Here is a 24306-nt window from a genome sequence, read left to right on the forward strand (position 1 = left end):
GCGGGCCATGCGAGGCTGAGGTGATGGAGACCCTTCTCGTCGTGGACGGAGCCAATGTCGTCGGCTCGGTTCCGGACCGGTGGTGGCAGGACCGGCGTGGAGCCGCCGAACGGCTGCGCGACTCGCTGGCGGCCCCCGGCGGACAGTCGGCCGTGGCCGGTCCGGTCGAGGTCGTCCTGGTCGTCGAGGGGGCCGCGCGGGGCGTCGCGTCGGTTCCGGGGGTCCGGGTCGAGTCCGCTTCCGGGAGCGGTGACGACCTGATCACCGAACTTGCGGCCACGGCGGCAGCCGCCGGCCGGCCCTGCGTCGTGGTCACGGCCGACCGCGGCCTGAGGGCACGCGTGGCGGCAGCCGGAGCCGACTGCGCCGGCCCCCGCTCGGTGCGCCGGCGGACCGATCCCCCCTGCGCCGGGCCTCGGTAACCGCTGCGAACGGCCAAGTCCCTGCACTGACCCGGGCAACACCCCAGGTCAGTGCACGAGATAGAGGGTGAGGGCTCCACCTGACTCAGAGATGCGTGCGACGTGAGCATGGCCACGGGCAGTGGCGTACGCGCCGGTGCCGCCGGTGATGGCGAGATCGAAGTCGCTGGGCGGGGCGCCGGCAGGGGTGGTCTGCAGGTGCTGCCACGTCACCTGCCCCCGGGGAAGGCTGAAAGTGCCTGTGCAGTGAGTGGTTTGCGCTGCCACTCGGGTGCACACTGCGCCCTCGGTGCCATAGCCGACACCTCCGCGAAAGAGGTTCGCGGTGATGATGATCTGATCACCGACCCCGCGTCCAGGTGTCCCATTGTCGACCACCGTGGTTCCTGTGCCCATGGACGTCAGGCTGATGACTTCCTTGCGCTTGACGTCCATGCCCCAGTCCAGGCGGTACGGCTCATGGGACGCAGAGGCGGAACCGGCGAGAGTCGCGAGCGACAACGCCGTTGCCGCCACCACGCTCCACTTCGAAATGGATTGCATTCTTCCTCGCCTGATGAACGCGGGGTCTTCGGGTGCGCCCAAGAATTCTCATCGTGCGATGGAGCGTCAATTCTCAAACGCATCAAGAGTGCTCGGTTCATCCGTCCGGCGGCATCTCCCCCACACACGAAGACAACTCCCAGGACGCGCTCCGGCCCCGCACACCCGGAGGCGTACGGGGCCGGGAACGGGGGAGCCGTCAGAACTTGGCGTCGGGTCCGAGTCGCCCGAGACGGCTGCGGGACCGTCCGTAGATGAAGTACACGACGATGCCGACGGCCATCCAGATGCCGAACCGGAGCCAGGTCTCGGTCGGCAGGTTGAGCATGAGCCAGAGCGAGGCCGCGATCGACAGGATCGGGATCAGCGGCACCCACGGGGTACGGAAGGCTCGGTGCAGATCGGGCCGGGTGCGGCGCAGGATGATGACGCCGAGCGCAACGACGACGAAGGCGAAGAGCGTTCCGATGTTCACCAGTTCCGCGAGATTCTCCAGGCTGGTGAAGCCCGCGATGACGGCGATCACCACACCGAGCAGGAGGGTCGCACGGTAGGGGGTGCGGTACTTCGGGTGGGTGATGGAGAAGAAGCGCGGCAGCAGCCCGTCACGGCTCATCGCGAAGAACACCCGGGTCTGGCCGAGCAGCAGGATCATGGAGACGGTGATGAGGCCGACGGCCGCGCCGAGGCTGATCGCACCCGCGAAGAAGGGCTGGTCCACGGACTTGAAGGCGTCGGCGAGCGGGGCCGTCGGCGACATCTCCCTGTAGAACTGCATACCGGTGACCACCAGCGTCACGGCCACGTAGAGCACCGTGCAGACGAACAGCGAGCCGAGGATGCCGCGCGGCATGTCCCGCTGGGGATTCCTGGTCTCCTCGGCGGCGGTGGCCACGACGTCGAAACCGATGAAGGCGAAGAAGACGAGGGAGGCCGCGGTGAAGATGCCCATGACGCCGAAGTTGGTGGGCTCGTAGCCGAAGAGCACCTGGATGAGCGGCGCCTTGAGGCCGCTCCCCGCGGCCTGCGGCTCGGCCGGGGGAACGAACGGGGAGTAGTTGTCGGCCTTGATGAAGAACAGACCCGCGACGATGACCATCAGCACGACTGTGACCTTGACGGCGACCACGATCGCGGTGATCCGGGCCGAGAGCTTCGTCCCGACGACCAGGATGGCGGTCAGCACCAGGACGAGCAGGAAGGCCAGCAGGTCGAAGCTTCCTCCTGCGTCGGGCCCGGACAGCGCGACGGGCATCTCCCAGCCGAGGTTGGTGTCCATGAGGGAGCGCACGTACCCGGACCAGCCGACCGCCACCACGGCGGTGCCGAGAGCGAATTCGAGGACCAGGTCCCAGCCGATGATCCAGGCGGGCAGTTCCCCGATCGAGGCGTAGGAGAAGGTGTACGCCGAGCCGGCCACCGGCACGGTGGACGCGAACTCGGCGTAGCAGAGCGCCGCGAGGGCGCAGACGATGCCCGCGGCCACGAAGGAGAGTGCGGTGGCGGGTCCGGCGTTGTTGCGGGCCGCGATGCCGGTGAGGACGAAGATGCCCGTGCCGATGATGACGCCGACACCGAAAATCGTGAGGTCCCATGCGGACAGGCTCTTCTTCAGCGCATGCTCGGGCTCCTCGGTGTCGCGGATGGACTGTTCCACAGTCTTGGTGCGGAACACCCCGGTGCTCTGGGGGCGCTGCTGCTCTGTGCTCACCGGCGTACCTCCGTAGCCATGGCCGTATACCCATGATCGAGAAGGGGGCAGGGCCGCGCCCGCCCTCGCAGTGCGTTTCACACGAAAGGGCCGGACGGAAACCCCTGGGGGTGCTCCGTCCGGCCCAACGTGTGCGCAGATGGGTGAGCTCAGTCGCGGGCGGGCTCGACCGCCTCGCTGTCGATCCGGCCGTCCAGCCGGGAGACGAGTCCGGTGACCTGGCGGGCGATGTCGGGCGCGGTCAGCCCGATCTCCGCGAGGACCTCCTTGCGGGAGGCGTGGTCGAGGAAGCGCGGCGGGATGCCGAAGTCGCGCAGCGGTACGTCGACGCCCGCGTCCCGCAGGGTCTGGGACACCGCGGAGCCGACACCACCCACGCGGCTGTTGTCCTCGACGGTGACCACGACGCGGTGCCGCTCGGCGAGCGGGGCGAGCGCCTCGTCGACTGGCTTGACCCAGCGGGGGTCGACGACCGTGGTGGAGATGCCCTGCGCGTCGAGCAGGTCGGCGATCTCCAGGCACATGGGGGCGAGCGCGCCGACGGAGACCAGCAGCACGTCCGGCCGCTCGCTGTCCGCGTACCGCAGGACGTCCATGCCCCCGGCGGTGCCGACGGCCTTCACGGCGGGGCCGACTGCGCCCTTGGAGAAGCGGACCACGGTCGGCGCGTCGTCGACCTCGACGGCCTCGCGCAGCTGGGCGCGGACCTGGTCGGCGTCGCGGGGCGCGGCGATCCGCAGGCCGGGGACGACCTGGAGGATCGACATGTCCCACATGCCGTTGTGGGAGGCGCCGTCGGTGCCGGTGACGCCGGCCCGGTCGAGGACGAACGTGACGCCGCACTTGTGCAGGGCCACGTCCATGAGGACCTGGTCGAAGGCGCGGTTCAGGAACGTCGCGTACACGGCGAAGACGGGGTGCAGGCCGCCGGTGGCGAGGCCCGCCGCGGACACGGCGCCGTGCTGCTCGGCGATGCCGACGTCGTAGACCCGGTCGGGGAAGGCCTTGGCGAACCTGTCGAGGCCGACCGGCTGCAGCATCGCCGCCGTGATGGCCACGATGTCCTCGCGCTCCTTGCCGAGCTTGACCATCTCCTCGCCGAAGACCGAGGTCCAGTCGAGGCCCGAGCTGGAGATGGGCAGGCCGGTGTCGGGGTGGATCTTGCCCACGGCGTGGAAGCGGTCGGCCTCGTCCGCCAGGGCGGGCTGGTAGCCGCGGCCCTTCTCGGTGAGGCAGTGCACGATGACCGGCCCGCCGAAGCGCTTGGCGCGGGCGAGAGCGGACTCCAGGGCCTCGATGTCGTGGCCGTCGATGGGGCCGACGTACTTCAGGCCGAGGTCCTCGAACATGCCCTGCGGGGCGATGAAGTCCTTCAGGCCCTTCTTGGCGCCGTGCAGCGTCTCGTAGAGCGGCTTGCCGACGACCGGGGTGCGCTCCAGGATGTCCTTGCCGCGGGCGAGGAAGCGCTCGTAGCCGTCGGTGGTGCGCAGGGTGGCCAGGTGGTCGGCGAGGCCACCGATGGTGGGGGCGTAGGAGCGCTCGTTGTCGTTGACGACGATGACGAGCGGGCGGTCCTTGGCCGCGGCGATGTTGTTCAGCGCCTCCCAGGCCATGCCGCCGGTGAGCGCGCCGTCGCCGATGACGGCGACCACGTGGTCGTCCTTCTTCAGGACCTGGTTGGCCTTGGCGAGTCCGTCGGCCCAGCCGAGAACGGTGGAGGCGTGCGAGTTCTCGATGATGTCGTGCTCGGACTCCGCCTGCGAGGGGTAACCGGACAGGCCGCCCTTCATCTTCAGCCTCGAGAAGTCCTGGCGGCCGGTCAGCAGCTTGTGCACATAGCTCTGGTGACCCGTGTCCCAGAGGACCTTGTCCTTGGGGGATTCGAAGACACGGTGGAGCGCGATCGTCAGCTCGACCACACCCAGGTTGGGGCCGAGGTGGCCGCCGGTCTTGGAGACGGCGTCCACCAGGAAGGTCCTGATTTCCGCGGCCAGCTGCTCCAACTGCTCCGGGCCGAGCCGGTCCAGGTCGCGCGGTCCCTTGATACGGGAAAGCAGACCCCACCCGTCGCCCACCACCACCCGTGTAGGGCGCGCTTCGCGCGGCTGCGTCACTCTGCCTCCTTGCTTCGAGCTGATCGAGCCTTGCCGATTGCCCGAGTCTAATGTTCCGGTCGTGATCTACGACGCGCGGCCGTGCGTTGTCGGTCACGCCGCGGCCGCACGCAGCAGTGCCCGGCACCGCCGTGCGGTGCCGGGCACTGGGGGCCGTATCAGGCGCGACCAGCGGTCTTCTGGGTCTTGCGGGTGATGGAGTCGATCACGACCGTGGCGAGCAGCACACCGCCGGTGATCATGTAGACGACGGGTGTAGCGATGCCCTCCAGGGCGAGGCCGTACTGGATCGAGACGATCACCATGACGCCGAGCAGGGCGTTCCAGGTGCGGCCCCGGCCACCGAAGAGGCTGGTGCCGCCGATGACGGCCGCCGCGATGACGTTCATCAGCAGGTCACCGGTGCCGGCGCTCTGGTTGGCGGCGGCGATCTTGGAGGCCCAGAACAGGCCGCCGACCGCCGCGAAGAACCCGGCCAGGGCGAAGACCGAGACGCGGACCGCGGTGACGTTGATACCGGCACGGCGGGACGCCTCGACGCTGCCGCCCAGCGCGAAGATCTTGCGGCCGTAGGCGGTGCGGCGGAGCACGAAGTCCGTGATCACGAGGACCGCGAGGAACAGCACCAGCGCCAGCGGCAGACCCTTGTACTGGTTGAACATGGCCGCCGCCGCGAAGGCGACGATCGCGAGGAGCACCGTGCGCAGCACGATGTCGGACACCGGCCGGGACGGAACGCCCGCGGCTTCCCGGCGGCGGTTGTCGAAGAACGACGTCAGGAAGAACACGCCTACGGCCACGGCGGCGAGGCCGTAGGCGGCCGCGATGTCCGAGAAGTAGTACGTGGTCAGCTTGCCGACGACACCCTCGGAGTCCAGGTTGATCGTTCCGGCGTCGCCGAGGAGCTGGAGCATGAAGCCGAGCCAGAACAGCAGGCCCGCCAGCGTGACGGCGAACGCGGGGGCACCGATCCTGGCGAAGAAGAAGCCGTGCAGGGCGCCGATGGCCGCGCCCCCTCCGAGGGCGACGAGGACGGCGAGCCACTCGTTCATCCCGTGGCTGACGCTCATGACGGCGACGATGGCGCCCGCGACACCGCTGACCGAGCCGACCGACAGGTCGATCTCGCCGAGCAGCAGGACGAAGATGATGCCGACGGCCATCATGCCCGTGCCGACCATGGTGACGGCGATGTTGCTCAGGTTCTCCGCCGAGAGGAAGGCGGAGTTCAGGCTCTGGAAGATGATCGCGATGATCACCAGGCCCAGGACGACCGGGATCGAGCCCAGGTCACCGGCGTGCATCTTCCGCCGGAACTCGGAGACGTAGCCCTTGAGGCCCTGCTCGCGCACCAGCAGGCGGGGGTCGACCGCGGTGACCGCGTCGTGTGCGGCGTCCGGATTGACGACGGGCGCCTCGACGTGGGTGGAGGTCTTCTCGGTGCTCACTTCTGAACCTCCGCGTTGCGCGCCGCACGGCGGGTCACGGCGTTGTCCGTGGCGCCGGTGATGGCGGAGATGATGTCTTCCTGCGAGGTCGACTTGACCTCGAAGACGCCGTTGTTCCGGCCGAGCCGGAGTACGGCGACCTTGTCGGCGACCGCCTTGACGTCGGCCATGTTGTGGCTGATCAGGATCACGGCGTGGCCGCGCTCCCGCAGCCGCTCCACGAGGTCGAGCACCTGGGCGGTCTGCTCGACGCCCAGGGCGGCGGTGGGCTCGTCGAGGATGACGAGCTTGGGCTCGCCGAGCATCGACCGCGCGATGGCCACGGTCTGGCGCTGACCGCCGGACAGCGAGGCGATCGGGATGCGGACGCTGGGGATGCGGATCGACAGCGTCTTCAGCAGTTCGAGGGCGCGGCGCTCCATCTCGACCTCGTCGAGCACACCGCGCTTGCGGAGCTCGCGGCCGAGGTAGAGGTTGCCGACGACGTCGATGTTGTCGCACAGCGCGAGGTCCTGGTAGACCGTCGCGATGCCGAGGTTCTGGGCGTCGTGGGGGCGGTTGATCGACACGCCCCTGCCCTCCCATTCGATGACGCCTTCATCGATGGGATGCACGCCGGCGATCGTCTTGACCAGCGTGGACTTTCCGGCGCCGTTGTCGCCGACCAGGGCGACCACCTCACCGGCGTGGATCTCGAGCTCTACGTCGGTGAGCGCCTGGACGGCACCGAACCGCTTGGAGACCCCGCGCAACGCCAACACGGGCGTAGCGGACACGTGAACCATCTCCTTCGCCGCCTGACCGGCGGGGATGCCGCGCCACGGGGTAGGCGGCGCGGAGGCTGAGCAGAGCAGATATGCAGAAGTGTTCCGACCGGTGCCCCTCCCGCAGCGGGGGCTGAATGGCGGGAGAAGGCACCGGAAGGTTTCTGCGGGGACGGGACCGTCCCCGGGCAGAGGCCGGAGCGCCGGGGACCGGTGCTCCGGCGTGCGGCCTTACTTCAGGCCGAGCTGGTCACACGCGGCCTTGAACTTCGGGGTGCAGATCTCCTGGACGGTGTAGACGCCGTCCTTGATCACCGTGTCCTTGATGTTGTCCTTGGTCAGCGAGACGACCGGGACGAGCACCGACGGGATGCCCTGGTTGGTGGGGCTGTCCACCTTCTCCTTGGCGATCGAGTCGAGCGACTCGCCCTTGGCGAGCGCCACGGCCATCTCGGCCGCGGCGGCGGCCTCCGGCGCGTACGGCTTGTAGACGCTCATGAACTGCTCGCCCGCCACGATCCGCTGCACACCGGCGAGCTCGGCGTCCTGGCCGGTGACCGGCGGGAGCTTGGAGAAGCCGCCGGCCTTGAGGGCGGTGATGATGCCGCCCGCCATGCCGTCGTTCGCGGAGTAGACGCCGATGATCTTGTCCTTGCCGAGGGCCGAGATCGCGGCCTCCATGTTGGCGTTGGCGTTCTCCGGCTTCCACTCCTTGGTGTCGTACTCCTTGCCGATGTTCACCTTGCCGTCGAGCTCGGCGTGGGCGCCCTTCTTGAACAGCGCGGCGTTCGGGTCCGTGATGGCGCCGTTCATCATGACGATCTGGCCGTCCTTGGCCTTGTCGCCGAGGGCCTCCAGCAGGGCCTTGCCCTGGACGTGGCCGACCTCTTCGTTGTCGAACGAGGTGTAGGCGTCGATCGGGCCCTCTGCCAGGCGGTCGAAGGCGACGACCGGGATGTCGGCGTCCTTGGCCTTCTTGACGCTGCCGGCGATGGCCTTCGCGTCGACGGCGTCCACGATCAGGGCGTCGACCTTGTTCGTGATCATGGTGTCGACCTGCTGCGTCTGCAGCGTGGCGTCCTGCTTGGCGTTGGCGTAGACGACCTTGGCCTTGCCACCCGTGAGCTCGCTGATCTTCTTCTCGATGAGCGGCTTGTCGAACTTCTCGTAGCGCGCGGTCTGGTTCTCCGGCAGGAGCAGTCCGATGGTGAGGTCGTCGCCCTTCTTCGCGCCGGTCTCGTCGGCGGCGTCGCCCGACTCCCCCGCCTGGCCGCAGGCGGCGAGCGAGACGGCCATTGCGGTGGCAGCGGCAGCGATGGCGGCACGACGCAGATGTGCGTTCACGATGTAAACCTCCCTGACGAGGCCGCGTCGCTGCGGCCGAGGTGGCTGGAAGTCAACTCGGCCCCGCCGCCAGCGTCAAGGAGTAAATCCTTAACGAGATGACAACGGTGCCATCCGTTATCTAAGTGAAGGCAGGAGTCCGGGTGGGCATCGCGCTCTCCAGAAGGGTCGAATCACCCATTTCGCTGAGCACGAGGGCGAGGGCTCCAAGGACCTCGGCGCGTCCGCCGAGCGCTCCCGGCGCCACCGAGAGCTGCCTCGCCGCGCTGGGGATCGCGTAGCGCGAGACGGACTCGCGGATGGGTCCCAGTACCAACTCTCCAGCCTCCGCCAGATCGCCGCCCAGCACCACCCGGCTCGGGTTCAGCAGGTTGCACAGGTTCGCCACGCCGCTGCCGATGTGGCGGCCCACGTCGGCCACCACGCGCCGGCAGCCGGGATCCCCCTCGCGGGCGAGCCGCACCACCTTCTCCATGGTCAGCCCGTCGCCGTGGCTCGGCTGCAGCAGCGGCAGCACGTACCGGGCGGCCGCGAAGGTCTCCAGGCAGCCCCGGTTGCCGCAGCGGCACACCGGACCCGACTCGTCCAGCGTGATGTGCCCGATCTCCCCCGCGGTGCCGCCGGGCCCGCGGTAGATCTGACCGTCTATGACCAGCCCGGCGCCCACACCGCTGGCCACCTTGATGTAGGCGAGGTCCTTGACCCCGCGTCCGCTGCCCCACACCAGCTCGCCGAGCGCGCCGAGGTTGGCGTCGTTGTCGACGTAGACCGGGACGCCCAGGCGCCCGGAGAGCTCGTCACTGGGGTTTATGCCGGTCCAGCCCGGCAGGATGGCCGAGGAGCCGAGCGTGCCGGACTCCACGTCGATGGGGCCGGGTACGCCGAGACCGACGCCGATGATCTTCCCGGGGCCGATGCCGGTGGCCTCGACGAGCCGGTTGACCAGCGCCTCGGCCCGGTCGAAGCCCTCGGCCGACGAGGCGTCCACGTCCAGCGGCTCGGCCTCCTCCGCCAGCACCTGGTGGGCGAGGTTGCCGACCGCGACCCGCAGGTGGGTGTGGCCGAAGTCGACCCCGATCACGATGCCCGCGTCGCCGCTCAGGGAGACACTGCGGGCGCGCCTGCCGCCCGCGGAGGTGGGCGTCACCTCGACCGTGCCGCCGTCCTTGAGCTCGCGGACGATGTTGGAGACCGTGGCCGCGGAGAGGCCGGTGCTCCTGGCGATCTCCGCCTGCGTGAGCGAGCCGGCCATGCGCACCGCGCGCACGACCCGCTCGAGGTTGGCCCGGTGCAGTGATGTCTGCGATCCCGGAGTCTCCATTGACCCATCCACTCCTGCCCCCGGTGGGCGGCACGACGACCGCCCCCGGCCGGGGCAACCGCGAGGGAACCCCGACATCTCTCCAACTTGTGAACCCTAAGCTCAACTCTCGGGGGCCTTTCGCGTCAAGACCTTGAGCAAGGGCGGCAGGGCCCGGCACCAGGGCGCACCAACGCCCGGACCCCGTTCGACGCGGCGTCGAACGGGGCCCGGGCGCGTACCGCGGCAGGCGGCGGAGTCGTCTTCGTTACTTGAGCGTGCCCGCGGTGAGACCGGACTGGACCTGCCGCTGGAAGGACAGGTACACGACGATCACGGGGAGCATGGCGATCGTCATGCCCGCGAAGATCACCGGCAGGTCGCCCTCGTATCCCTGCTGCTGGTTCAGCAGCACCAGGCCCTGGGTGAGCACCGAACGGTCCTTGTCGAAGCCGCTCTGCTGCTGCATCAGGGTCATGGGCAGGATGTACTGGTTCCACTGGCCGAGCACGTTGAAGATCCCGACGCTGAGCAGGCCGGGCTTGGCCATCGGGACCATGACCTGGAAGAAGATCCGGCTGTGGGAGGCGCCGTCGATGACCGCGGCCTCGTGGATGGCCGTGGGCAGCGTCCGGAAGAACGCGTGCATGAAGAAGACGGTGAACGGCAGCGAGTAGGCGACGTACACCAGGATCAGACCCTGGTACGTGTTGAGCATGCCGAGCATGTCGACGAGGAAGTACAGCGGCACCAGGCCCAGGTAGACCGGGAACATCGCGCCGGCGACGAAGAAGTAGTAGAAGAAGCGGTTGCCCGGGAACTCGTAGCGGGCGAGCACGTACGCCGCCATCGCGCCGAGCAGCATCGTCAGCGGGATGGAGAAGGCGAGCACGATCAGGGTGTTGGCGAAGTAGTCGCCGATCCCCTTCTCCCAGGCGCGGCCGAAGGCGTCGAAGTTCCAGTTCGACGGCCACGACCAGGCGCTGGCGCCGATCTCCGTGTCGGTCTTGAAGGAGCCGATCAGCAGCCAGAAGAGCGGCAGCACGATCATCACGGCCCACAGGATCAGGAAGCCGTGCGAGAAGACGTTGAGGACCCTGCCCTCGCCGTCGCCGCCGACGGATCCGGTGCGGCCGTCCACACCGTTCTGCGATCGGCGCGGGCCGGGCACGGCGTCCTTCTCGACGCCGGGGATCAACCGGGTGTTCGACATGGCGTGTTCCCCGCTCAGTATTCGATGCGCTCGCGGCGGCTGACCCGCAGCGTGACGAGGGACAGGATCAGCGTGAGGACGAGGATGACGACGCCCATGGCGCAGGCGTAACCGCTCTTTCCGAAGGAGAGGAAGTTACGCATCAGGTAGGTCGCCATGACCTCGCTGTTGTGGTCGGGGCCGCCGCCGTAGCTGTTGCCCGGTGTCATGACGGAGATGAGGGCGAAGCAGTCCATGGCGAGGATCGCGAGGTACACCCAGGCCGTCTGCACCGTGTCCCACAGCAGGGGCAGCGTGACCCGGAAGAAGGACTGCGTCCGGCTCGCGCCGTCCAGCAGCGCGGCCTCGTAGATCTCCTTCGGCACCGACTGCATCGCGGCGGAGAACAGCACGAGGTAGAAGCCGACGCCCCACCACAGCAGTACGAAGGCCACGCACCACAGCACGAGATCGGGCTCGTTGAGCCATTCGATCGGATGCGCGGGGTCGGACAGACCCAGCTTGACGAAGATGCCGTTGATCAGGCCGGCGACGTCACCGCGGTAGATCGCCCGCCAGAGCACGGCGAGGATGGCGATCGAGAGCACGTGCGGGACGAAGAACAGGATCTTGTAGAGGCCCGATCCCTTCACTCCGCGGATTCCGCCGGAGCCACCCCGCCCGCCCACGTTCACCATGAAGGCGAAGAAGAGGGCGAGCAGGATGGTCGCGATCGGCAGGAAGATCAGGAGCAGGATGTTGTGCCACAGGGCCTTCAGGAACACCTCGTCGGAGAACAGCGCGGTGTAGTTGTCGAGTCCGACGAAGCTCATCTCCTGCGACTGGCCCTGCCAGTTCGTGAAGGAGTATCCGAAGGTCTGCAGATACGGCCAGATCATGAAGACCGCGTACAGCACGACCGGAACGATCAGAAATCCGGTGACGAACCGGTACTTTCCCTGTTGCATGGCACCCTGTCCCTGGTTTCCCGGCCTCGGCTACTGACGCTTGTTGTTCTTGCTCGCCGGGTCCTTGGCCGCCTTGTCGACCGCGGCCTGCGCCCGCTTGAGCCATTCGTTCGGCTGAATGCGCTTGGCCATGAGCTCGGCGGAGGCGGTGCGGATGGACTCGTCCATCTCGCTGTACCAGGTGGTGTAGAAGTAGTCGAAGCGCTGCTCGACCGGACAGGCGTCGACGGCCTCGACGGCCGACTTGGTGCCGGGGCGCAGGGACACGCTCTTGTCGACACCGTCCTGAAGGATCGTCAGGGAGTTGGCCACCTGGGCGAACTTCGTCGACCATTCCTTGGACAGCATCATCCGGAGGAACTCCAGGCCGCCCGCCTTGTTCTTGGCCTTCTCCGGGACGATGTACGGCTCACCCGCACCGGCCCGGATGGCCTCGAAGGGCAGCTTGCTGTCCGGCAGCAGCGGCATCGGCAGGAACTTCATGTCGAAGTCCGCCGGGGTCTGCTTCAGCTGCTCGTTCTCCAGCCAGGAGCCGGAGGGGATGAAGACGGCCTTGCCCTCGTTCCACGCGGTCTGCGACTCGATGTGGTCAAGGGAGTTGGTGCCGGGCATGAGCAGGCCCTTGTCGACGATCTCGTAGATCGCCTCGATGGACTGCTTGGCCACGTCGCTGCCGACGAAGGCCTTGGGGTCGAGGTTGTCGATCGCCTTCATGGCGTCCAGACCGCCGGTCTTGGCGATCAGGTCCATGATCATGACGTTGATGTAGTAGGGGTGCTTGCCCTGGTGGGCGAGGCCGCCGATGCCGTCCTTCTTGGCCTCCTGCATGATCCCCAGGAAGGCGTCCCACGTCTTCGGGACCTCCCAGCCCTTCTCCTTGAAGAGCTTGCCGGAGTACCAGACGCCCCAGACCGTGTAGACGTAGTTGAGCGCGTGCATCTTGCCGCCGATGAAGCCCTTGTCGGCGGTGCCCGGGATCAGGACGTCCTTGACCTTCTTGTTCGGGTCGTCGACGGACGGCGCCTCGAGGAGCTCGGTGAGGTCGGCGAGCTGACCGTTCTTGTGCAGCACGTCGAGCTTGATCTGCTGGGCGCCGGAGTCGTCGACCACGTCCGGCGGGTTGCCCGCGTTGAAGCGCGGCTGGAGCTTGCCGGTGATCTCCTGCGTGCCCAGGTGGCTGATCTTCGGGCCGTACTTGGCCTGGTACAGCTTCTCCCACTCGATGGCGTACTGGTCGCCGAAGCCCCCCTTGAAGATGACGACGTCAAGCGTGCCGCCCTTGGCGACGCCGAACGGGTTGTCCTTCGTCACCTCGCCCTTCTGCTTCTCCTGGTCGTCACCGCTGCCGCTGCTGGCGCACGCGGACAGGAAACTCATCGTCGGGACGGCAATCAGACCGAGTGCGGCCGACCGCTTGATCAGATTTCGACGGCTGAGGCCCTCATTGTTGTCGTGGGCGGAGGTGGATCCCATGCTCAAGTCCTCGCCTTCTCCAGGACTCAGGCGGCGTACCGGTCGCCCGTACTGCTCGCCTCAGGCGAAGGGCCCCGTTACCGCTGTCGGTTGCTGTGTTTTCCCGAAGGGAAACCCAGTGAAGCTCGGGTCGTGCACCGGCCGGCAGCGGGAACGGACCGTTTCACGGCCGCCGGTCCGCGTGGCCCCGACCGCCGCTCGTCCCCCCTGCCCGCAACCTGTAACTGCTTTACGGACGCCGACAGGTATAGTCCACTTCCCGCCAAGTGAGCAAGATCGAATGCAAGGTTGGCCGGCAGTCTTTCCCGAGTTGAGACCTCGCGGATACATACGACCCCTGCACACCCTTACGACCGCTGCAATCTTCGCGGAACACCATATTCCGACCCGTGCGCATCGCCAACACCCTTGACACCGAAGGAAGCTTGGCTCCCTACTGGATCCTGCGCCTCGCGCCTGACAACGTTGTCCAACGCGCCTTTCCCCTGGAGGAATGACCCGGGATGCAGCCCAGACTCCGACCCCGGCAGAGACCAGTCCACGCGGTCACCCTCGCGGTGAGCGCCTCACTCCTCATGTTGACGGCTCCCTCCGCCGCCGTCGCCCTTCCCGCTCAGCCCGGGCAATCCCCCGCCGCGGACCGGGAATTCACCTCGTCCTTCGAAGCGGATGAGAAACAGCCCAATTGGCGTAATACCGTCGAAGTCGGCACCGACGGAAAGAAGCGGTCGTCGGGCGTGGACGGCGGATTCTCGAGCGGAATACCGGGCAATGTCACCGACAAGGTGATCGAACTGCGCGCCAGCGGTGAGAACACCGGCGCCGGCGAGACGAAGGAAAATCTCGTCGACCTCCTGCCGGGCAGCAAGTGGCTCACCTTCGAGCCCACGGGATGGGTCGAGTTCGACACGGACGAGCCGGTCAAGGTCGCCACCTACGCCCTCACGTCCGCCAACGACTTCGCCGAGCGCGACCCCAGGGACTGGACGCTCAAGGGTTCGGCCGACGGAAAGACGTGGACCGTCCTCGACACGCGTGCGGGCGAGACCTTCGCCAAGCGCTTCGAGACCAAGACGTACGACATCGGCTCGCCGTCCGAGGTGACGGCGTACGCGCACTACCGCCTGGAGATCACGAAGAACAACGGCGCGTCCGGGATCACCCAGCTCGCGGACGTCCAGTTCTCGAACGGCGACACGAGCACCCCCGTTCCGGACGACATGCGCACCCAGGTCGACCGCGGTCCCGGCGGCTCCCCCACCGCCAAGGCCGGGGCCGGTTTCACCGGCAAGCGGGCGCTGCGGTACGCGGGCACCCACACGCCGGACGGCCGCGCCTACTCGTACAACAAGGTCTTCGACGTCGACATCGCCGTGCGGCGCGACACCGAGCTGTCGTACAAGGTCTTCCCGGCCATGGCGGAGACGGACCTCGGCTACCCCGCCACGAACGTGGCCGTGGACCTCGCCTTCACCGACGGCACCTACCTGAGCGACCTGAAGGCCGTCGACTCGCACGGCGGGCTGCTGACCCCTCAGGGCCAGGGCGCCGCCAAGCGGCTGTACGTCAACCAGTGGAACGCCGTCGCCTCCGGCATCGGCACGGTCGCGGCCGGCAAGACCGTCGACCGCGTCCTGGTGGCGTACGACTCCCCCAAGGGGCCGGCGAAGTTCCAGGGCTGGATCGACGACGTCACGATCAGGCCCAAGGTGCCCGAGAAGCGGCTGGAGCACCTGTCGGACTACGCCTCCACGACGCGCGGCACCAACTCCAGCGGTTCCTTCTCCCGCGGCAACACCTTCCCCGCCACCGCGGTCCCGCACGGCTTCAACTTCTGGACGCCGGTCACCAACGCGGGCTCCCAGAGCTGGCTCTACGAGTACGCGCGCGGCAACAACGCGGACAACCTCCCGACCGTGCAGGCGTTCAGCACCAGCCACGAGCCGAGCCCGTGGATGGGCGACCGGCAGACGTTCCAGCTGATGCCGTCCGCCGCGGCGGGCACCCCGGACACCTCGCGCACCGGCCGGGCGCTGCCCTTCCGGCACGAGAACGAGACGGCGCGCCCGCACTACTACGGCGTGACGTTCGAGAACGGCCTCAAGGCCGAGATGACGCCGACCGACCACGCGGCGATGATGCGGTTCACCTACCCCGGTGACGACGCGAGCGTGATCTTCGACAACGTGACCAAGCAGGGCGGTCTCACCCTCGATCCCGCGAACCGGTCCTTCACCGGTTTCTCCGACGTCAAGAGCGGTCTGTCCACGGGTGCCACGCGGCTGTTCGTCCACGGTGTCTTCGACGCGCCGGTCACGGACTCGGCGGCCGACGGCGTCAGCGGCAGGCTCCGCTTCGACGCGGGCGACGACCGCACGGTGACCCTGCGCATCGCCACCTCGCTGATCAGCGTGGACCAGGCGAAGAAGAACCTCGCCGACGAGATCCCGGCGGGCACCGGCTTCGAGCGCGTCCGCGGCAAGGCGCAGGACGCGTGGGACGACCTGCTGGGCAGGGTCGAGGTCGAGGGCGCCACGCACGACCAGCTGACCACGCTCTACTCCAGCCTGTACCGGCTGTACCTGTACCCGAACTCGGGCTTCGAGAACACCGGCAGCAAGCAGAAGCCCCGGTACCAGTACGCGAGCCCCTTCTCGCCGATGCCCGGGCCCGACACCCCGACCCGGACCGGCGCGAAGATCGTCGACGGCAAGGTGTACGTCAACAACGGCTTCTGGGACACCTACCGTACGACCTGGCCCGCGTACTCCTTCCTGACGCCGAAGAAGGCGGGCGAGCTGGTGGACGGCTTCGTCCAGCAGTACAAGGACGGCGGCTGGATCTCCCGGTGGTCCTCCCCGGGCTACGCGGACCTGATGACCGGCACCAGCTCGGACGTGGCCTTCGCCGACGCCTACGTCAAGGGCGTGGACTTCGACGCGGAGGCGGCGTACGAGGCCGCGCTGAAGAACGCGACCGTGGTCCCGCCGTCGTCGGGCGTGGGCCGCAAGGGCATGGAGACCTCGCCGTTCCTCGGCTACGCCTCCACCGAGACCCACGAGGGCCTGTCCTGGTCGCTGGAGGGCTACCTCAACGACTACGGGCTCGCCGAGATGGGCAAGGCGCTGTACGAGAAGACGAAGAAGGCGCGCTACCGGGAGGAGTCGGAGTACTTCCTGAACCGCGCCCGCAACTACGTCACGCTCTTCGACTCCGAGGCCGGCTTCTTCCAGGGCCGCAACCTCAAGGGCGACTGGCGCGTTCCGTCGGACCGGTACGACCCGCGGGTGTGGGGCTACGACTACACCGAGACCAACGGCTGGGGCTACGCCTTCACCGCGCCCCAGGACTCGCGTGGTCTCGCCAACCTCTACGGCGGCCGCTCGGGCCTCGGCAAGAAGCTCGACACCTACTTCGCCACGCCCGAGACGGCGTCGCCGGAGTTCGTCGGCTCGTACGGCTCCGTCATCCACGAGATGACCGAGGCGCGCGACGTGCGGATGGGCATGTACGGCCACTCGAACCAGGTCGCCCACCACGTCACCTACATGTACAACGCGGCGTCCCAGCCGTGGAAGACGCAGGAGAAGGTGCGCGAGGTGCTGTCGCGCCTGTACACGGGCAGCGAGATCGGCCAGGGCTACCACGGCGACGAGGACAACGGCGAGCAGTCCGCCTGGTACCTGTTCTCCGCGCTCGGGTTCTACCCGCTGGTGATGGGCAGCGGGGAGTACACCATCGGCTCCCCCCTGTTCACGAAGGCGACCGTGCACCTCGACAACGGGCGCGAACTGGTCGTGAAGGCCCCGAGGAACAGCGCGCGGAACATCTACGTACAGGGCCTGAAGGTCAACGGCGAGAAGTGGGACTCCACGTCGCTGCCGCACGAGGTGATCGCCGAGGGCGGCACACTGGAGTTCGCGATGGGCGCCGAGCCGTCCACGTGGGGCACGGGCAAGGACGCCGCGCCCGTCTCCCTCACCAAGGACGACAAGGTCCCCGCCCCGCGGCGCGACATGACCACGGCCGGCGGCCCGCTCCTCGACAACACCTCGCGCACGTCGGCGGATTTCACGTCGGTCGACCTGCCGGTGGCGCCGGGAACCCGGGCGGTGGAGTACACGCTGACGTCGGCGGCGAAGGACAAGGCGCCGACGGGCTGGGTCCTGCAGGGCTCGGCCGACGGCCGGTCGTGGACGGACCTGGACAAGCGGTCGGGCGAGTCGTTCGGCTGGGACCGGCAGACACGGGTGTTCACGGTCGAGAAGCCGGGGGCGTACGCGCACTACCGGCTGGTGGCCCAGGACGAGGTGTCGCTCGCGGAGGTGGAACTGCTCGGCCGGTAGGGAGGGCTCACCTGTCGCGTACAACTCCTTGCGCCACGACACGTATTCATACGTGAATGTCCGGTGGAAGGTCTATGGTGATCCTGTGGCTCGCCTCGCCTCGCGGGGCGAGCCACTTCTGTCGATCTTTCCGTTGGGAGAACTACGTGGCCGAACTTTCTGGCCTCAAGCGCGGCCGGGCACGAATCCGCCTCGCCGCCGCGGCGACCGCTGTCGCCCTGCTCGTCACCGGCACGGCCGCCGGTGCCGCCTCCGCCGCCGACAGGCCGACTCCGGCGCCCGCCGCCAACGCCGTGAGCACGCCCTCGTCGGGCGGCTCCGCCTTCGGCATCCAGGCCGAGCCCGGCGACGCCCCGGTCAACGCCCTCTACGGCGTCAACTCCCCGGGCGACGTGTACGGTTACCCGCCGAACGGCAGCGGCGGCCTGGACAGCCGCATCTGGAGCGGGGACGGCTGGGACATCATCAAGCACGCCACCCAGGTGGACAACGACGCCGACGGCAACTCCGACGGCTTCTGGCAGATCACCGGCACCGGCGGTGTGTACTACGGCGGCTGGGGCCAGCAGCCCTTCTCCATCGGATCCGGTTGGCACATCTACAACAAGATGGTCTCGCCCGGCAATCTCGCGGGCGGCGTGGCCGACGACCTGATCGCGCGGGACGGCTCCGGTGCGCTGTGGATCTACCTGGGCTACGGCAACGGCAAGGTCAACACCCGCAAGAAGGTCGGCGGCGGCTGGCAGATCTACAACCAGATCACCGGCAAGGGCGACCTGACCGGCGACGGCAAGGCCGACATCGTCGCCCGCGACGGCTCCGGCACGCTGTGGCTCTACAAGGGCACCGGCAGCCACTCGGCGCCGTTCGCCACCCGCACCAGGATCGGCACGGGCTGGAACCAGTTCAACGCCCTCGTCTCCGTCGGTGACATCGACATCGACGGCCGGACGGACCTGATCGCCCGGGACACGCTCGGTGCCCTCTACCTGTACAAGGGCACCGGCAGCGCGGCGGCCCCGTTCAAGCCCCGCGTGAAGATCGGCACCAGCGGCTGGAACACCTACCGCCTGCTGTTCTGACGGAATGCGAAGGGCCGCACTCCTCGGTGAGGAGTGCGGCCCTTCGGCCTGTCCGCGGCGTCAGCCGCGGCTGTGCTCATCCACGGATGAGGTTGCGCAGCACGTACTGCATGATGCCGCCGTTGCGGTAGTAGTCCGCCTCACCGGGGGTGTCGATGCGGACGACCGCGTCGAACTCCACACCGGTGTCGGTGGTGACCTTGACCGTGCGCGGCGTGGTGCCGTTGTTCAGCTCGGTGACGCCGGAGATGGAGAAGGTCTCCTCACCGGTCAGGCCGAGGGACTCGGCCGAGGCGCCCTCGGGGAACTGGAGCGGCAGGACGCCCATGCCGATGAGGTTCGAGCGGTGGATGCGCTCGTACGACTCGGCGACGACGGCCTTGACGCCGAGGAGCGCGGTGCCCTTGGCGGCCCAGTCACGGGACGAGCCGGAGCCGTACTCCTTGCCCGCCAGGATCACCAGCGGGATGCCGGCGGCCTGGTAGTTCTGCGAGGCGTCGTAGATGAACGACACCGGGCCGCCGTCCTGCGTGAAGTCGCGGGTGAAGCCGCCCTCGGTGCCCGGCGCGATCTGGTTGCGCAGGCGGATGTTGGCGAACGTACCGCGGATCATGACCTCGTGGTTGCCGCGGCGCGAGCCGTAGCTGTTGAAGTCGCGGCGCTCGACGCCGTGCTCCGTGAGGTACTTGCCGGCCGGGGTGTCGGCCTTGATGGCGCCGGCCGGGGAGATGTGGTCGGTGGTGACCGAGTCGCCGAGCTTGGCGAGGACGCGCGCGCCGGCGATGTCGGCGACCGGGGTGGTCTCCATCGTCATGCCCTCGAAGTACGGGGGCTTGCGCACGTAGGTGGACTGCGGGTCCCACTCGAAGGTGTTGCCGGTCGGGATCGGCAGCGCCTGCCACTGGGCGTCGCCCGCGAAGACGTCGGAGTAGGACTTGGAGAACATGTCCTCGCCGATGGCGTTGGCGACGACGTCGTTGACCTCGGCCTCGGTCGGCCAGATGTCGGCCAGGTAGACCGGCTTGCCCTCGGTGTCGGTGCCGAGCGCGTCCTTGGTGATGTCCACCTTCATCGAACCGGCGAGGGCGTACGCGACGACCAGCGGCGGGGAGGCGAGGTAGTTCATCTTGACGTCGGGGTTGATCCGGCCCTCGAAGTTGCGGTTGCCGGACAGCACCGAGGTGACCGCGAGGTCGTGGTCGTTGACCGCCTTGGAGACCTCCTCCGGCAGCGGGCCGGAGTTGCCGATGCAGGTGGTGCAGCCGTAGCCGACGAGGTTGAAGCCGACCTTGTCGAGGTAGGGGGTCAGGCCCGCCTTGTCGAAGTAGTCGGTGACGACCTTGGAGCCCGGGGCGAGGGTGGTCTTGACCCACGGCTTGCGGGTCAGGCCCTTCTCGACCGCCTTCTTGGCCACCAGCGCGGCGGCGACCATGACGTACGGGTTCGAGGTGTTGGTGCAGGAGGTGATCGCGGCGACGGTGACGGCGCCGTGGTCGATCGTGTAGGTCGAGCCGTCGGGGGCGGTGACGGTGACCGGGTTGCTCGGGGCGCCGTTCGGGGCGACGGCGGGGGCGTCGGAGGCCGGGAAGGACTCCTGGCCCGCCTCGTCCACGCTGTCGACGTAGTTGCGGACGTCCTGCTTGAACTGCTCGGCGGCGTTCGCGAGGACGATACGGTCCTGCGGGCGCTTCGGGCCGGCGATCGAGGGGACGACCGTGGAGAGGTCGAGCTCCAGCTTCTCGGAGAAGTCGGGCTCGGCGGCCGGGTCGAGCCAGAGACCCTGCTCCTTGGCGTACGCCTCGACGAGCGCGACCTGCTGCTCGGAGCGGCCGGTGAGCTTGAGGTACTTCAGGGTCTCGCCGTCGATCGGGAAGATGGCGGCGGTGGAGCCGAACTCCGGCGACATGTTGCCGATGGTGGCGCGGTTGGCGAGCGAGGTGGCGGCGACGCCCTCGCCGTAGAACTCGACGAACTTGCCGACGACGCCGTGCTTGCGCAGCATCTCCGTGATGGTGAGCACGAGGTCGGTGGCGGTGGTGCCGGTGGGCAGCTCACCCGTCAGCTTGAAGCCGACGACGCGCGGGATGAGCATGGAGACCGGCTGGCCGAGCATGGCGGCCTCGGCCTCGATGCCGCCGACGCCCCAGCCGAGCACACCGAGGCCGTTGACCATGGTGGTGTGCGAGTCGGTGCCGACGAGGGTGTCCGGGTACGCCTGGCCGCCTCGGACCATGACGGTGCGGGCCAGGTGCTCGATGTTCACCTGGTGGACGATGCCGGTGCCGGGCGGGACGACCTTGAACTCGTCGAAGGCGGTCTGGCCCCAGCGCAGGAACTGGTAGCGCTCCTTGTTGCGGCCGTACTCGAGCTCGACGTTCTGGCCGAAGGCGTCCGCGGTGCCGAACTTGTCGGCGATGACGGAGTGGTCGATGACCAGCTCGGCCGGGGCCAGCGGGTTGATCTTCGCAGGGTCGCCGCCGAGCTCCTTGACGGCCTCGCGCATGGTGGCGAGGTCGACGACACAGGGAACACCGGTGAAGTCCTGCATGATCACGCGGGCCGGCGTGAACTGGATCTCCTGGCTGGGCTGGGCCTGGGAGTCCCAGTCGCCGAGGGCCCGGATGTGGTCGGCGGTGATGTTCGCGCCGTCCTCGGTGCGGAGCAGGTTCTCCAGGAGGACCTTGAGGCTGTAGGGGAGGCGCGCGGAGCCCTCGACCTTGTCCAGCCTGAAGATCTCGTACGACTCGTCGCCCACGCGCAGCGTGCTGCGGGCGTCGAAGCTGTTCGCCGACACGACAGTCTCCTTCATCAATGTGCGCGTACTACCTCAATGCTGCCGCCACGGCTCCTCGCCGATCCGCTAAGGTAAGGCTTAGTTAGGTAACCCTTACCGATAGGCGGCTTGCGGTACGCCTTCGGCAGATATCTCGATGTCGAGATAACTCTAGTACATGACCGCCGCGCGGTCATGCCCGGACACCCTCCTCCCGGCCGCCGACCAGCTACTGACCAGCCCCCGTACCGGAGAAACTCTCCGGTACATGCTCCGCCCACGAGGGGGCCGGCCCCGACGCGCCCCTTGGCACGCAACCGACACCCCGTCAGACATCGCCCGCCCCGGCCGGCCCGCCGAGGCGCCAGGCGCTGGACCGCGCGTCGTGGCCTGCGCAGCGACGCTCCCGGCGCAGTCGACGCCGACTACGCGGACGTTTCCGGTGTGTTCTGTCAGATTTCGGGCACAAGAGGATGAACTCACCCCGAATACACGCCAACAGGCGAACGGCCACCCGGAGGGCGGCATCACTCCAACAGCCCACGCCCGCACGATCACATCTCATATGTGAGATAGCCTCCAGCCATGGCAGACGACTACCTCGTACGTATCGGCAAGCTCATCCGTGACGCCCGTCAGCATCGTGGCTGGACACAGAGTCAGCTCGCCGAGGCGCTCGGCACCAGCCAGAGCGCCGTCAACCGTATCGAGCGCGGCAATCAGAACATCAGCCTTGAGATGATCGCGCGCATCGGTGAGGCGCTCGACAGTGAAATCATCTCGCTCGGTTACGCGGGGCCCATGCATCTCCGGGTCGTCGGCGGACGCCGTCTCTCCGGTTCCATCGACGTCAAGACGAGCAAGAACGCGTGCGTGGCGCTGCTGTGCGGCTCGCTGCTCAACAAGGGGCGGACCGTGCTGCGGCGCGTGGCCCGCATCGAAGAGGTCTACCGCCTGCTCGAAGTGCTCAACTCGATCGGTGTGCGTACCCGTTGGATCAACGAGGGCATGGACCTGGAGATCGTGCCGCCCGCCGGTCTCGACATGGATTCCATGGACGCCGACGCCGCGCGCCGCACGCGTTCGATCATCATGTTCCTCGGGCCGCTGCTGCACCGGATGGACACGTTCCGCCTGCCGTACGCCGGTGGCTGCGACCTCGGGACCCGGACCATCGAGCCCCACATGATCGCCCTGCGTCGCTTCGGCCTGGACATCACGGCGACCGAGGGCATCTACCACGCCCGGGTGGACCGTTCGACATCGCCGGACCGGCCGATCGTCCTGACCGAGCGCGGCGACACGGTGACCGAGAACGCGCTGCTGGCCGCCGCGCGCCACGACGGCGTGACCGTCATCCGCAACGCCTCCTCCAACTACATGGTCCAGGACCTGTGCTTCTTCCTGGAGGCGCTGGGCGTCAAGGTCGAGGGCATCGGCACCACGACGCTGACCGTGCACGGCGTGCCGAACATCGACGTGGACGTCGACTACTCCCCCTCCGAGGACCCGGTCGAGGCGATGAGCCTGATCGCCGCCGCCGTGGTGACCGAGTCGGAGCTGACGATCCGCCGGGCGCCCATCGAGTTCCTGGAGATCGAGCTGGCGGTCCTGGAGGAGATGGGCCTCGACCACGACCGCTCCGGCGAGTACGCGGCGGACAACGGGCGCACCCGTCTGGTGGACCTGACCGTGCGGCCGTCCAAGCTGGAGGCGCCGATCGACAAGATCCACCCCATGCCGTTCCCCGGCCTGAACATCGACAACGTGCCGTTCTTCGCGGCGATCGCGGCCGTGGCGCAGGGCCAGACGCTGATCCACGACTGGGTCTACGACAACCGTGCGATCTATCTCACGGACCTCAACCGCCTGGGCGGCCGGCTCCAGCTGCTCGACCCGCACCGGGTCCTGGTGGAGGGCCCCACCCGCTGGCGCGCGGCGGAGATGATGTGCCCGCCGGCACTGCGCCCCGCGGTGGTCGTCCTCCTCGCGATGATGGCGGCGGAGGGCACGTCGGTGCTGCGGAACGTGTACGTCATCAACCGGGGGTACGAGGACCTGGCGGAGCGGCTGAACACGGTGGGGGCGCAGATCGAGATCTTCCGGGACATCTGAGGCATCCCCGGTCAGGGCCTTTTCTCCAACCTGGGCCGTCTGTGGGCCGTCGGCCGTGTCGTCGCCCTTGCGGAAGACGTTCCGCCGGCACCACTCCTGTGTGGCAAGTACGGCGTCGAAACAAGGAAAAACGAGTGGCTTCCAGCAGCACCGCCTGCTGGAAGCCACTCGCACTGGTTCAGCGGTGCATCACCCGCATGTAGAGGTCAAGCACGGTGGCCGCCGCTAGAAGACCAGGCAGCCGACGCCCGCCAGCACACCGCCGACCGTCCACGGCTCGGAGGGCGCCTCGTACTCCCCTTCCAGGTCGTCCCGGTAGGAGGCGGGGTCGTCCCAGTCGACGGGGTGCCCCAACTCCTCGGCGCAGGCGGTCCGCACCGCGACCAGCTGCTCCTCCGCGAAGGCGGTGGCGGCCTTCGCCTCAGGGCCGTGCCAGGCGAGGGCCTTCATCCGCCACCCGGGGGACCCGTACCGCGCCTCGAAGGCGGCGGTCTCGTCGGCGTTTCCGGTCCTCTTCAAGGTACATCCAGCGTCCAGCCTCGGCGGCGTCGCCGTAGAGCCGGTATCGGGAGTCTGCAAATTCAAGCAGACGCAACCGGTGTTGCGATCAGCTCGCGTAGTCGCCGGTCAGCTCGGCGCCCACGGCACGGTCACCGCGCTCGATGCTGTCGCTTTCGACGACGGCGCCCGCGACCCAGGCGTCCACGCCGC

15 protein-coding genes and 1 pseudogene are annotated in these 24306 nt (G+C 68.2%); 4 read left to right on the forward strand and 12 right to left on the reverse strand.

The genetic code is table 11. The features are described 5' to 3' along the window. The first annotated feature begins 23 nt into the window (after positions 1-23). The gene (locus HW130_RS24360) at positions 24-422 is read left to right on the forward strand and encodes an NTP pyrophosphohydrolase (RefSeq protein ID WP_177151827.1); all 399 of its coding nucleotides are present in this window, start codon (positions 24-26) and stop codon (positions 420-422) included. Positions 423-470: 48 nt separating this feature from the next. Here HW130_RS24360 and HW130_RS24365 read toward each other — a convergent pair whose 3' ends face one another. From HW130_RS24365 to ngcE, 10 genes are all read right to left on the reverse strand, one after another. Beyond that, positions 471-965, reverse strand: coding sequence for a hypothetical protein (locus tag HW130_RS24365; protein WP_177151828.1), 495 nt, complete (start codon positions 963-965; stop codon positions 471-473). Positions 966-1164: 199 nt separating this feature from the next. Beyond that, entirely contained in the window at positions 1165-2676 is a 1512-nt protein-coding gene (locus HW130_RS24370) for an amino acid permease (protein WP_177151829.1), read from the reverse strand. Positions 2677-2825: 149 nt separating this feature from the next. Further along, entirely contained in the window at positions 2826-4733 is a 1908-nt protein-coding gene (dxs, locus tag HW130_RS24375; protein ID WP_177151840.1) for a 1-deoxy-D-xylulose-5-phosphate synthase, read from the reverse strand. Between the two features lie 215 nt (positions 4734-4948). Next, entirely contained in the window at positions 4949-6238 is a 1290-nt protein-coding gene (locus HW130_RS24380) for a sugar ABC transporter permease (RefSeq protein ID WP_177151830.1), read from the reverse strand. Beyond that, complete coding sequence (locus tag HW130_RS24385) at positions 6235-7023, reverse strand: ATP-binding cassette domain-containing protein (protein WP_177151831.1); 789 nt, start codon at positions 7021-7023, stop codon at positions 6235-6237. The genes HW130_RS24380 and HW130_RS24385 overlap by 4 nt, the downstream gene beginning before the upstream one ends. A gap of 210 nt (positions 7024-7233) precedes the next feature. Continuing rightward, on the reverse strand, positions 7234-8298 hold the full coding sequence (locus HW130_RS24390; protein ID WP_177151841.1) for a substrate-binding domain-containing protein: 1065 nt from the start codon (positions 8296-8298) through the stop codon (positions 7234-7236). 169 nt (positions 8299-8467) lie between these two features. Continuing rightward, positions 8468-9667, reverse strand: coding sequence for an ROK family transcriptional regulator (locus HW130_RS24395; RefSeq protein ID WP_177151832.1), 1200 nt, complete (start codon positions 9665-9667; stop codon positions 8468-8470). Positions 9668-9914: 247 nt separating this feature from the next. Continuing rightward, on the reverse strand, positions 9915-10859 hold the full coding sequence (locus tag HW130_RS24400; protein WP_256356303.1) for a carbohydrate ABC transporter permease: 945 nt from the start codon (positions 10857-10859) through the stop codon (positions 9915-9917). Positions 10860-10873: 14 nt separating this feature from the next. Continuing rightward, positions 10874-11806: a carbohydrate ABC transporter permease gene (locus tag HW130_RS24405; protein ID WP_177151833.1), complete on the reverse strand. Its 933-nt coding sequence runs from the start codon at positions 11804-11806 to the stop codon at positions 10874-10876. Between the two features lie 30 nt (positions 11807-11836). Beyond that, positions 11837-13279, reverse strand: coding sequence for an N-acetylglucosamine/diacetylchitobiose ABC transporter substrate-binding protein (ngcE, locus tag HW130_RS24410; RefSeq protein WP_177151834.1), 1443 nt, complete (start codon positions 13277-13279; stop codon positions 11837-11839). Between the two features lie 503 nt (positions 13280-13782). On the opposite strand from ngcE, the gene HW130_RS24415 reads away from it, so the two are divergent. Beyond that, entirely contained in the window at positions 13783-17625 is a 3843-nt protein-coding gene (locus tag HW130_RS24415; protein WP_177151835.1) for a GH92 family glycosyl hydrolase, read from the forward strand. Between the two features lie 146 nt (positions 17626-17771). Next, a complete protein-coding gene (locus HW130_RS24420; RefSeq protein ID WP_309140552.1) occupies positions 17772-18707 on the forward strand; it encodes a VCBS repeat-containing protein in 936 nt (311 codons plus the stop codon). A gap of 76 nt (positions 18708-18783) precedes the next feature. Here the strand turns inward: HW130_RS24420 and acnA are convergent, their stop codons facing one another. Further along, positions 18784-21501, reverse strand: a complete 2718-nt coding sequence (acnA, locus tag HW130_RS24425; protein ID WP_177151837.1) for an aconitate hydratase AcnA — start codon at positions 21499-21501, stop codon at positions 18784-18786. A gap of 564 nt (positions 21502-22065) precedes the next feature. Here acnA and HW130_RS24430 point away from each other — a divergent pair. Further along, a complete protein-coding gene (locus HW130_RS24430; RefSeq protein WP_177151838.1) occupies positions 22066-23595 on the forward strand; it encodes a UDP-N-acetylglucosamine 1-carboxyvinyltransferase in 1530 nt (509 codons plus the stop codon). Between the two features lie 225 nt (positions 23596-23820). Here HW130_RS24430 and HW130_RS24435 read toward each other — a convergent pair. Continuing rightward, positions 23821-24163, reverse strand: a pseudogene (locus HW130_RS24435) (DUF6584 family protein); the annotation flags it as partial. Positions 24164-24306 lie beyond the last annotated feature (143 nt).

The sequence above is a fragment of the Streptomyces sp. PKU-EA00015 genome (assembly GCF_013387495.1).
In the GTDB taxonomy this organism is placed as follows: Bacteria; Actinomycetota; Actinomycetes; order Streptomycetales; family Streptomycetaceae; genus Streptomyces.

Bases quoted from the DNA above. Each gene is read 5' to 3' on its own strand.
- HW130_RS24365 (WP_177151828.1), bottom strand. From the start codon at position 965: ATGCAATCCATTTCGAAGTGGAGCGTGGTGGCGGCAACGGCGTTGTCG.
- HW130_RS24385 (WP_177151831.1), bottom strand. From the start codon at position 7,023: ATGGTTCACGTGTCCGCTACGCCCGTGTTGGCGTTGCGCGGGGTCTCC.
- HW130_RS24400 (WP_256356303.1), bottom strand. From the start codon at position 10,859: ATGTCGAACACCCGGTTGATCCCCGGCGTCGAGAAGGACGCCGTGCCC.
- HW130_RS24390 (WP_177151841.1), bottom strand. From the start codon at position 8,298: ATGGCCGTCTCGCTCGCCGCCTGCGGCCAGGCGGGGGAGTCGGGCGAC.
- ngcE (WP_177151834.1), bottom strand. From the start codon at position 13,279: ATGGGATCCACCTCCGCCCACGACAACAATGAGGGCCTCAGCCGTCGA.
- HW130_RS24405 (WP_177151833.1), bottom strand. From the start codon at position 11,806: ATGCAACAGGGAAAGTACCGGTTCGTCACCGGATTTCTGATCGTTCCG.
- HW130_RS24360 (WP_177151827.1), top strand. From the start codon at position 24: ATGGAGACCCTTCTCGTCGTGGACGGAGCCAATGTCGTCGGCTCGGTT.
- HW130_RS24430 (WP_177151838.1), top strand. From the start codon at position 22,066: ATGGCAGACGACTACCTCGTACGTATCGGCAAGCTCATCCGTGACGCC.
- HW130_RS24415 (WP_177151835.1), top strand. From the start codon at position 13,783: ATGCAGCCCAGACTCCGACCCCGGCAGAGACCAGTCCACGCGGTCACC.
- HW130_RS24395 (WP_177151832.1), bottom strand. From the start codon at position 9,667: ATGGAGACTCCGGGATCGCAGACATCACTGCACCGGGCCAACCTCGAG.